The following is an 8,256-nucleotide window of genomic DNA, read 5'->3' on the forward strand; positions in this document are numbered from 1 at the left end:
GGTCCTGCTCCGATTTCAAAATGGCGCATATCCTGTGGGAGCGGGCTTGCCCGCGATGGGGCCCGAACGAACACTGCAAAAACCGACCATCACTCCCATCGATATTCACCATCGCCACGATTGCCTTCCGCCCGCCGACCGTCAGCGTAGGATCAATTGCAACCCAACACGAAACCCTGAAACGGAGGGTCGAATCATGCTAATCCATCTCCTGACCTGCCTGGCCCTGACGGCCTTCACGTTGAGCGTATTTGGCTGGTTCGTCCTGACCGAGGAGCGCGCGTCATGATCAACGAAGTCACCCTGGCCGTGAGCTTTCCGGTGTTCGGCAACAACTACTACTCGCAGCAATTCGAGTCTCGTAAAGTGTTGACCCTGGTGTTCGACAAAAAATTCGAAGCGTTGCTGATTCCGGCTGCCGGTCATCACTTCAACAACGAAGTGGTCGGTCTCAACGATCAGTTCCGCTTCCTCAACGATGTGCTGGCCGAGCATTTGCTGGCGACCGAAGTCGCTGCCAGCGCGCGCCGCAATCAATACATCTGAACCGCGGGTTCATTTATCGCCAGGCACGGTGTTCGTTTCGGGTTTGGCCATTGCAATGAAGTCGCCCAGTTCCTGAATCAGCTCACGACTGTCGGTGATCATTTGATCCCAGTCAGTCGGGAAACGAACATTCAGCGGCAGCTGATCAATGCGCCAGCGTGGCGGCAGCGGCTGATCAAACTTGGCGGCCACCTGCAGCCCCATTTCGCTGGCGGCAAACGGCCCGCGCAACACCGTTGGCGTGCGGCCGGCGCTGTCGACCGCCTGCACCACACGGGCCGTCAGCCATTTGCCGTCGGGCATGCGCACGCGTAGCGGCTGGCCGATCCCGGCGTAGCTGATATTCAGCGGTTCCAGATAGATCCACAATAATGGCTCTTCAAGCTGCTCGATGCGCATCAGCAAGGTACCGGCGCCGACGTTTTCGCCGGGGTTGACCAGCACTTCCGCCACCCGCCCGCTCTGCGCGGCCTTGACCGGCAATGCCGCCAGGCGCGTCTGCAACCATTTTTGCTCGGCGGTGCGTTCAGCCTTCTCACGCTCGTCGTTCAACGGTTGATTGGCCAGTTGCTCGCGGCGCTCGAACGCCAACAGGTCCGCCTTGAAACTGTCGAGTTCGGACTGAGCGGCCAGCACCTCGCCCCGAGACACGGCACCACGAATCACCAGGTCCTCAAGCACCCTCACCCGGTCTTCCGAGCGGGCAATTCGGGTCCTGAGCAATTGCCGCTCCCGGCCCCCCAGTTTGGCATTGCTCAAGCGCGTGGTATTGGCCGGGACAGCGGAGAGTTGCGCCATCCGGGAACGCCACTCGGGGTTGTCCAGATTGGCCAGGGGTTGATCGACCCGCACCTGGTCACCGGCCCTGACGAACAGTTGCTCGACCCGACCGGCATCCCGCGCGCGCACCTCCAGAATCGGCAAGCGCAGTTGCGCCGGCGCGTCGATCATCAGAATGCCGTACACCAGCTTGCCGCCCAGCCAGATCAACGGGCTCGCCACCAATAACAGGATCAGGTACCAGCGCACACGAAACGCCGCGCGTTTGCTCGGGGCGTAAAGCACACTCAAACCTTGCTCCTGAGTCGGGTTCAGTTCCTTGCGACTATCGAAACGAATCTTCATGACGGCTCACCGTTTTGGAAAGTCTCGCCAGGCTTGCCAGTCGATGCCGGCAATCCCCAGGGGTTGCAGTTGCTCGCGCCAGGTGCTGGTCTGGCGTTGCAACTGTTCGGTCGACGCGCCGGCCCAGGATTCCGTGGCATCCAGTTGCGGCTCGGTGCTTTGCGCCAGGCGAAATTGCAGCGCGGGCCAGCGTCTGGCGATCTGCTCAGCCATGCGCGCGCTGTTTTTCGGGTTACGGGTGTAGATCATCAGACTCACCTGGCGCACCCCGGCATCGGGCAGCGCACAGGGCACGCAGGTTTGGCCGGGCCTGGGCTCGGCGAACCAGCGATGATGACTGGAAATTTCTACCGGCCAGGGGCTTTGCGCCGCGGCCATGCGCAAGGTCCCGAGCAGGTCTTTCAAGCGTTGATCAGGGACGGGCACACCCAGCTGCTCGACTTCCAGATCGAGGTGCAGGCTGGTGAATGCCAGGCCTTTGAGCTTGTCCAGCAAATCGGTGAGTTGATGGCGCCCTTCTGGCGCGATCCATTCCGGATCGCCCAGCAACAGGCTCACCTGAATCCCCTCGGCCGCCGCTTGCCGCAGCAATTGCTCCAGCCGCTGGCGCGTGGTGGCCAGATCATGAATCTGCGCGGCCTTGAGCCCCAGGTAGATCTTGTTCATTCCGGCCTTGTGCAGCGCCGCCAGTTCGTTTGCCCGATGATCGGGATCGAGCAGCGCTTCGCTGTCCCAGACGTAACTGGCCTGGGACCATGTCGAGGGCGCCGCCTGCAGCGTTGTCAATGCGAAGGGCAGGCACAGGGCCAGGACAAAGCGTATCGATCGCATATCAAAACCTCGTGGCTCGTTTGAGTACCCACCAGGGCGCCATCGAGCTTTCTTCATGCCCGCGACGGAATATCTCATTGAGCATGGCCACCGCGCTCCAGCACCGCAGGATCAGCATGAACAGCGGAAAAAGCGGCACCAGCAGTCCCAGGACCATGTCCTGTCGGGGTCGGTCGGACACCATCAACAACATGGCAAAAAACAACAGCGTGGTAATCATCAGGTACAGCAGATACACCAGCACAAACAGAAACAGCAGGGTCTTGCCGGGAAGAATGAACAACGCCAGCAAGGTGTAGCTGAAGATCAGAAACGGCAGTACCAACTGAAAGAAGAACCCCGTGAGCAGGATCATCAGAAAGGTTTTCCAGCCCAGCAATTTGGGGTCGATATTGCGGTTGTGCTTTCGGATGTAAAGGAAGAACAGATCGCCATCCCAGCGCAGTCGCTGCATCAGAAACTGCCAGAGCGTTGCCGGTGCATCGGTATGACCGACCGCTTCGGGCTCGAAGGGGATCCGCAGGTCGTGGCGTTTAAAGTAGCTCTTGATACGCAGAGTCAGGTCCAGATCCTCGGCGGTGTGGGTGTTCCAGCCGCCGATTTTCACCAGGAAGCTGCGACGGAACGCACCAAAGGCGCCTGAGACGTTGTTGACCAGGTTCCATTCGGACAGACCGATTTTCGACATATGGATCGACAACAGGTATTCCAGCGCCTGCATCGCGGTCACCCAGGAACCCCAGACATTGCGTACGCGCAAGCTGCCGGCAACCGCCGGCACCGAGGGGTCCTCGAAATGCCGCACGATGGAGCTGACCATGTTGTTGTCAAAGGACGTATCGCCGTCGAGCGCCATCACGATTTCGCCGCTGGCCAGCGACAGGCCGGCGTTCAGGGACGACACCCGTCCGCCCCGCTGCCATTTGGCGATCGGCCGTAAATGACGCCTGGGGTACAACTGCGGATCAACGTTGAAACTTCGCACGGCGCTGAGCGTCGGCTGGTTGATCGTGGCGCCATCCACCACGGGAATCATCTCGATGTGGCCCTGATAGGTCTGCTCGCACAGGCTCAGCAGCGTGGTCTGCACGTCCATCCCTTCGCTGTAGCAGGTAATGATGCAAGAGACCCTGGGGTGATAGACGCTGATTTTCGGCACCCGGCTGCGGCGCTGTGTGAACCAGCGCAAGACGCCGAGCAACACCATGATCATCAGCGGCAGTTCAAACATCAGGAACAATGGAAAAAGCATGTAGAACAAACGGCTCAGCCCGTCCGTCCCCATGAACGCAACCAGCAGGTTGTAGAGTTGCTCCATCAATGGGCTCATGGCATCACCCCAGTTCACTGGCCAGACGGGCCAGAAGCAGTTCACCGTCTTCCTGATCGAGCAGATCCTGAGGCGCGGTGATGCTGATGACACGCAGGGAAACGTCGCTGATTTCCGGCGCGGAAAACAGCTCGGCGACCTTGCCCAGGCGTTGCTTGACGATTGCCAGGCCATTGGCATCGGTATGGGGCAACATGATCCAGAAGAATTCTTCGGTACTTCGCGAACAGCGGTCGGTGTCCCTCACGGTTTCCTTCAAGCGATCGGTCACGCTGTCGATGAATGCGTGGCCGCGCTGTTCGCCCAGGCGCGACAACGTCCCGGTCAGGTTGACGAAACGCAGGCCGATCAACGAGAAAGGAGGATCGGGGTAACGGCGCACGAGCTGGATCTGCCAGCTCAGCAGGTCATAGAAATCCTTGCCGCCCAATAGATTGAGCCGACCGAAATGCTGGGCCGAACGGTCGCTGAATTCCTGGCGACAGCGGAAACGCCCGGCTTCGGTCAGACGGTAATCCCTGACTTCCCGCACCCGCAACTTGTCAGGCGTGTGCGACAGGCCGCAGTCCAGGCAACGCGCCTGGACTTCGGCATCGACAAAAAACGCCTGGCACGACCGGCAGCGATAATTCTCCATCGGGCGGTCGTAATCGCTGCCGATGTGACGCAGGCGGTTCAGACAGTTGGGGCACAGCAGCACCCCGTCCTTGAGGAAGGATTCCTGAGGCCCGACATGGCCACAGGTAAAGCAATGCAATGAAGGCTGCCGGGAAATGTCCAGGGCGTGGCATTCGGCGCACACATCGATGAAGTTGAGCCTTCCGGAGCCACAATCCGAACAGAGGCGGACGCGGTCGACCAGCACCCCTTCCTCCAGCCAGTTCTGCTGTGCCACCAGGCTCAACCAGACAAACGCGTTGACTTGCTCGCTATCCGCCAAGGCATCCAGTAGCGGATAGCGATAATGCTGGGGGACTTCAGGGTCCCGCAGGGCGTAGATTCGGGCGTCGTCGCGCATCCACAGCCAGGACAGCACCCGACTCTCGAAGCGTTCGGGGGCCGTCCCCTGATTGAACAGCTTGAAACGCTCAAGCCACCCCCGCCATTTGGTTTTGATTTCGTTGGAATCGGCCGGGCAGGCACCATCTCCCAGGGCTTCGCACAGAGCATCCTGTTCCCGGCAGCAATAAATGAGGGTGTAACGATAAGGGGGGATGGAGCGCAATTTGCGCAGGACCTTTCCCGCATGGGTGCCGGGCATGTCCAGTAGCACTACGTCGAATGCGGCGACAGCCAACAGGCTGCCAAGATCGGTAAAGTGCGCAATCTCGGGAAGATTCGCGCTTGGAACTCTATTACCGAGTATCGCGATCCGTGGATTTGTAATCGGCATGGCACACGCCCTCTACCAAAGACAAGAGAAATGCGATTAAACGAGAGATACCAACAGTAGCACCGCTTCGCAGAAGCGCGAGCTTAATTGTGAAGTTATTTTTTGACAGCTCGAATACTGGAAGTTCGTCAAATCAGAGAATGAATGTTCAGCGCCCCACGGTGGTGCATTTTAAGAATTACCGAAGACATCAACCGAAAAAAACTTTACTTTTCATACAGATAATAAAATAGCAAACTAACTAACAATACAAAACGCCATTACTTGTTAATCGCCATCATTCGTTGCGCTTCGCCAGTTTTCTATTGACTGCGACTGACTATCAATCGCCACCTTGTTTACTTTCATGGCTCAATACAATACGAACACTTATAAGTTCAAATATTTTTTATATTAAAATCACAGGTACTTATGGCTAAACTAACTCAATTGACTGCCATTGTCTCATCAGACTAACAGCCATTATTTCAATATCAACCACTTTCATTTAAACCAGACTAATAAAGTTGGTTATAGGTGCGCTATTGCGCACAAACCTCCCTCAAGCACCCCCGCAACCAGCAATGCACAGGGTCGGCCTCCAGGCGCGGATGCCAGAGCATGGCCACGGTAAATTCCGGCAAGGACAGCGGCAGCGCAAAACTGTGCATGCCCCATCGCAGGTTGGCGGTGTGGCGTTCCGGCACGCTGGCGATCAGGTCGCTGGAACGGGCAAGCGCCAGCGCGGTGGAGAAGCCGGCGACGATGGTTGCGATCTGTCGTTGCAGGCCAATTGGTGCCAGGGCTTCATCGATCGGTCCCTTGTCCAGCCCTCGGCGGGACACGCTGATGTGGCTGCCCGCCGCATAACGCTCAGGTGTGATCTCGCCCTCCTCCAGCGCATGCCCCGCACGCACCACGCCGATGAAACGATCGCGGAACAAACCCTGGGTCCGCAGCTCCGGACTGGCAGCCTTGCCGACGACACCGGTTTCCAGATCGACCGTGCCGTCGCGCAATGACGTGCTGTCCTTGTCGGGTTTGTGCATGAAGCGCAGGCGTATGCCCGGCGCCTGTTCCGCGACACGTGCGATCAGTGCGGCGCCGAAGTTTTCGACGAACCCTTCGCTGGTGCGCAGGGTGAACGTGCGCACCACGCCATTGAGGTCGGGTTGCCCGGCTGGGCGCAAGACCGTTTCAGCCTCCAGCACAAGCTGACTGACCCGCTCCCGCAGTTCAAGCGCCCGCGGTGTCGGCACCAGGCCGCGCCCGGCCCGGACCAGCAACGGATCGCCGGTGGTTTCCCGCAAGCGCGCCAACGCCCGGCTCATCGCCGACGGGCTCAGCCGCAAGCGCTTGGCGGCGCCGGCCACACTGCCCTCTGTCAGCAGGACATCCAGGGTGATCAGCAGGTTGAAATCAGGCGTGGGCATGGTTTGCACCGTGGCTTTGTGGAGTGGCGTCCAGTGCACGTATCAAGTGCAACCGGTGCGCCTTCCGCCATGTTAGGCGCGGGCGTAGATTTTCGGTAGCTCCAATCGGGAGCGGCCAGAAAATAGGAACAGCATGGACTCCACAACAACCCTTACAGAAATCGGGCAACGGGCACTGTCCGTCAAGTGGGCATTGGCCAGCCTGTCGCTGTCGATGTTGTTGTCATCCCTGGGCACCAGCATTGCCAATGTCGCTTTGCCGACGCTGGCCCAGGCGTTCGATGCGTCCTTTCAACAGGTGCAGTGGATCGTCCTCGCCTACCTGCTGGCCATCACCACGTTGATCGTCAGCGTCGGTCGCCTCGGCGACCTGATGGGGCGGCGCCGTCTGCTGTTGTGCGGTATCAGTGTGTTCACCCTGGCCTCGGCCCTGTGCGGCCTGGCGCCGAGCCTTGAACTGTTGATCGGCGCGCGGGCGCTGCAAGGGCTCGGCGCGGCGATCATGATGGCGCTGACCCTTGCATTCGTAGGCGAGACCGTAGCGAAAGAGAAAACCGGCAGCGCCATGGGTTTGCTCGGCACGATGTCGGCCATGGGCACGGCGATGGGACCGTCCCTGGGTGGTGTGCTGATCGCCGGATTGGGCTGGCAAGCGATCTTCTTGATCACAGTGCCGCTGGGTTTGCTGACCCTGTTGCTCGCCTGGCGCTATTTACCTGCCGATCAACCGAAAACATCACGCCCCGCCTTCGATCCGCTGGGCACCCTGCTGCTGGCCCTGACACTTGCCACCTACGCACTGGCGATGACCCTGGGACGCGGCCATTTCAGCCTGCTCAACATCGCATTGCTGCTGGCGGCTTGCGTGGGGATCGGGTTGTTCGTGTGGGTTGAGAAACGCGTAACAGCGCCTTTGATTCGATTGGCGATGTTCCATGACCGGCAGCTCAGCGGCAGCCTGGGTATGAGCCTGTTGGTGACCACGGTGATGATGGCCACGCTGGTGGTCGGGCCGTTTTACCTGTCGCAGGCCCTCGGACTAAACGCCGTCGGGGTCGGGCTGGTGCTGTCGGTCGGGCCATTGGTCGCGGCATTGACCGGGGTACCTGCCGGGCGCATTGCCGACCGTTTCGGCGCCCGGCGCATGACCTTCGTCGGGTTGGTTGCCATCGCGCTCGGTTGCCTGCTGTTGTCTGTGTTGCCGAGCAGCCTGGGAATCATTGGCTACATCACACCCATGGTGGTGATCACATTGGGTTATGCGGTGTTTCAGACGGCCAATAACACGGCGGTGATGGCTGATGTCCAGCCGGAACAGCGGGGAGTGGTGTCGGGGTTGCTCAACCTGTCGCGTAATCTGGGGTTGATCACCGGGGCGGCGGTGTTGGGGGCGGTGTTTGCTTTGGCGTCGGGGGTGGTTGAAGTCGCTTTCGCGCACCCGGAGGCTGTTGCCAGCGGGATGCATATCACCTTTACAGTGGCGTTGGGGTTGATTGGCATAGCTTGTTTGATCGCGGTGGGCAGCCGGGCGCCGACCGGGTGCAGGGCTTAGCGGGTGCGTTGCCAAATCCTTGTGGGAGCGAGCCTGCTCGCGAAGGGGGCGTGTCAGTCGACATCCA

Annotated in this window: 7 protein-coding genes; 2 read left to right on the forward strand and 5 right to left on the reverse strand. The window is 59.7% G+C overall.

All coding sequences use genetic code 11. The features are described from left to right. Positions 1-285 precede the first annotated feature (285 nt). Positions 286-546 (forward strand): hypothetical protein, encoded by a 261-nt coding sequence (locus tag ACW9HW_RS27195; RefSeq protein WP_095195110.1) that lies wholly within the window; start codon positions 286-288, stop codon positions 544-546. A gap of 9 nt (positions 547-555) precedes the next feature. Here the strand turns inward: ACW9HW_RS27195 and ACW9HW_RS27200 are convergent, their stop codons facing one another. The 5 genes from ACW9HW_RS27200 to ACW9HW_RS27220 all read right to left on the reverse strand — a co-directional run bounded on the left by ACW9HW_RS27200 (position 556) and on the right by ACW9HW_RS27220 (position 6,637). Further along, positions 556-1,671, reverse strand: a complete 1,116-nt coding sequence (locus ACW9HW_RS27200) for an HlyD family secretion protein (protein WP_095195111.1) — start codon at positions 1,669-1,671, stop codon at positions 556-558. A 6-nt stretch (positions 1,672-1,677) separates the two neighbouring features. After that, positions 1,678-2,502: a hypothetical protein gene (locus ACW9HW_RS27205; RefSeq protein ID WP_457402392.1), complete on the reverse strand. Its 825-nt coding sequence runs from the start codon at positions 2,500-2,502 to the stop codon at positions 1,678-1,680. A 1-nt stretch (position 2,503) separates the two neighbouring features. Next, positions 2,504-3,832 carry a glycosyltransferase family 2 protein gene (locus ACW9HW_RS27210; RefSeq protein WP_095195126.1) on the reverse strand — a complete coding sequence of 443 codons (1,329 nt, stop codon included), beginning with the start codon at positions 3,830-3,832 and terminating at the stop codon, positions 2,504-2,506. 4 nt (positions 3,833-3,836) lie between these two features. Beyond that, positions 3,837-5,225: a TackOD1 domain-containing metal-binding protein gene (locus ACW9HW_RS27215; protein ID WP_457402394.1), complete on the reverse strand. Its 1,389-nt coding sequence runs from the start codon at positions 5,223-5,225 to the stop codon at positions 3,837-3,839. 521 nt (positions 5,226-5,746) lie between these two features. Then, on the reverse strand, positions 5,747-6,637 hold the full coding sequence (locus ACW9HW_RS27220; RefSeq protein ID WP_457402397.1) for a LysR family transcriptional regulator: 891 nt from the start codon (positions 6,635-6,637) through the stop codon (positions 5,747-5,749). A 133-nt stretch (positions 6,638-6,770) separates the two neighbouring features. Here ACW9HW_RS27220 and ACW9HW_RS27225 point away from each other — a divergent pair, with 133 nt between their 5' ends. Next, entirely contained in the window at positions 6,771-8,189 is a 1,419-nt protein-coding gene (locus ACW9HW_RS27225; protein ID WP_457402399.1) for an MFS transporter, read from the forward strand. Positions 8,190-8,256: the final 67 nt, after the last annotated feature.

The sequence above is a fragment of the Pseudomonas sp. SDO5532_S415 genome, from assembly GCF_054071155.1.